Raw genomic sequence first — 1,938 nt, 5'->3', positions numbered from 1 at the left:
CCTGGGTACCGAAAAGCCGTCGCTGGTCTATTTCCTGACCATCGACAACGCCAAATTCCGCAAACCGGTGGTTCCCGGCGACCAGTTGAAGATCTATGTCAAGAAAATCAAGAAACGCGGCAACCTGCTCAAATTCGCTTGTGAAGCCATGGTCGACGGCGCCAAGGCGGCCGAGGCCGAGATTTCAGCCATGATGGTCACCAGCGACTGACGATCGAGTGCTTATGAAAATCAAGACATCCATTCATGCTTCCTCCATTGTCGAGGAAGGCGCCCAAATCGGCCAAGGTGTGCGCATCGGGCCGTTCTGCCATGTCGCTGCCGATGTGGTGATCGGCGACGACGTCGAACTGGTCAGTCATGTCTCGGTGATGGGCGCGACGTCGATCGGCGCCTCGACCAAGGTCTATCCGATGGCGACATTGGGCGCACCGCCGCAGAACACCAAGCACAAGGGCGGCCGAACCACCTTGGTCATCGGCAGGAACTGCACGATCCGCGAAGGCGTGACCATGCATCTCGGCACCGATTCCAGCCGCGGCGAGACGACGGTCGGCGACAATGGCAATTTCCTTGCCTACGCCCATATCGCCCATGATTGCGTCGTCGGCAACAATGCGACGTTCGCCAATGGCGCAACGCTGGGCGGCCACTGCGAGGTCGGCAACAATGTCTATATCGGCGGACTGACCGCAGTGCATCAGTTTGTCCGCATCGGCGACAACGCCTTTCTCGGCGGCTGCTCCGCGATCGTCGGCGATGTCATCCCCTTTGCCATAGCGGTCGGCAACCGCGCCAGCCTACGCGGCCTCAACATCATCGGCCTCAAGCGCTCCGGCCTGCCAAGGTCCGAAATCCTTGTGCTGCGCAAGGCTTACAGGATGATCTTCGATCGTTCCCGCACCGTTGGCGAGAACATCGAGTTCGCCAAGGCGGAGTTCGCGTCGTCGCCGACCGCCATGAAGATCATCGATTTCATCACCAGTCGCGGCAAGCGGCACTATGCTGTGCCGTCGCTCAAGGGCGGCGATGGCGACGATGTCGATGACGAAGACTGAGACAGCGGCAGCGCGTCTTGATCTTCCGCCGGGCTCCAGGGTCGGCATCATTGCCGGCGGCGGCAGTCTGCCGGTCGAAGTCGCGGCCGGTTCGGCTGAACAAGGCTATCCGCCCTTCGTCATCCTGATGGAAGGCGAGGTCGACCGCATCGCGGAGCTCTCCCGATACGATCACGAAAGCCTCGCTCTGGAAGGTATAGGCTCGCTGGTCCCATTGCTACGGCGGCACCGGATCACCCATCTGGTGCTTGCAGGCGAGATCAAGCGCCGGCCGCGATTGCTTGCGCTGCGCCCCAGTCTCAGCCTGCTCGCGGTAATTCCGCTGGTCGTCATGGCGCTCGCGCGTGGCGACGATGGCCTGCTGAAGGTCTTGGCGAGGGGCCTCGAAGCCCGTGGAATAAAGGTTGTGGGAGCGCATGAAATCGTGCCGAGCCTTGTCGCCGCCGAAGGCGTCCTGACCAACGCCGCGCCACAAAAGTCGGACTGGCGTGACATCGAGGCAGGCCTTGACGCAGCAAAGGCCATCGGGGCGCTGGACATCGGCCAGGCCGCGATCGCCATCGGTGGCCGGACCATTGCGCTGGAAGGCATCGAAGGAACAGCCGGATTGCTTGAGCGGGCAAAGCTTTTACGCGGCCACGGCCGTATTGCGGGCAAGACCCGCGGCGTCCTGGTCAAGTGCGCCAAGCCTGGCCAGGAACTGCGAGCGGATCTTCCGTCCATCGGCCTGCAGACGGTCGAAGCAGCGCATGCAGCCGAGCTTGCCGGGATTGCCGTCGAGGCGGGACGTTCGCTGGTTCTCGAAGGTCCTGAAACCATCGCGCGCGCCAACGCACTCGGCCTGTTCGTCATTGGCCTGCCTGCCACGACGGAGCCGCAC

At 62.5% G+C, this 1,938-nt stretch carries 2 protein-coding genes and 1 pseudogene; all 3 read left to right on the top strand.

Annotated elements, in window-relative coordinates; all coding sequences use genetic code 11:
• Window positions 1-211: pseudogene (locus tag ENZ75_RS30310) on the top strand (3-hydroxyacyl-[acyl-carrier-protein] dehydratase FabZ); the annotation flags it as partial.
• A gap of 13 nt (window positions 212-224) precedes the next feature.
• On the top strand, window positions 225-1,058 hold the full coding sequence (gene lpxA / locus ENZ75_RS30305; RefSeq protein ID WP_063167971.1) for an acyl-ACP--UDP-N-acetylglucosamine O-acyltransferase: 834 nt from the start codon (window positions 225-227) through the stop codon (window positions 1,056-1,058).
• A partial coding sequence (locus ENZ75_RS30300) for an LpxI family protein (RefSeq protein ID WP_164888125.1) occupies window positions 1,030-1,938 on the top strand: 909 nt, incomplete at its 3' end. The genes lpxA and ENZ75_RS30300, both read left to right, overlap by 29 nt.

The organism is Mesorhizobium sp. M7A.F.Ca.CA.002.04.1.1 (assembly GCF_004022805.1).
GTDB classification, from domain to species: Bacteria; Pseudomonadota; Alphaproteobacteria; order Rhizobiales; family Rhizobiaceae; genus Mesorhizobium; species Mesorhizobium ciceri.
Note: the sequence above shows the minus strand (reverse complement) of the source record. Positions and strands in the feature narration are given on the sequence as shown.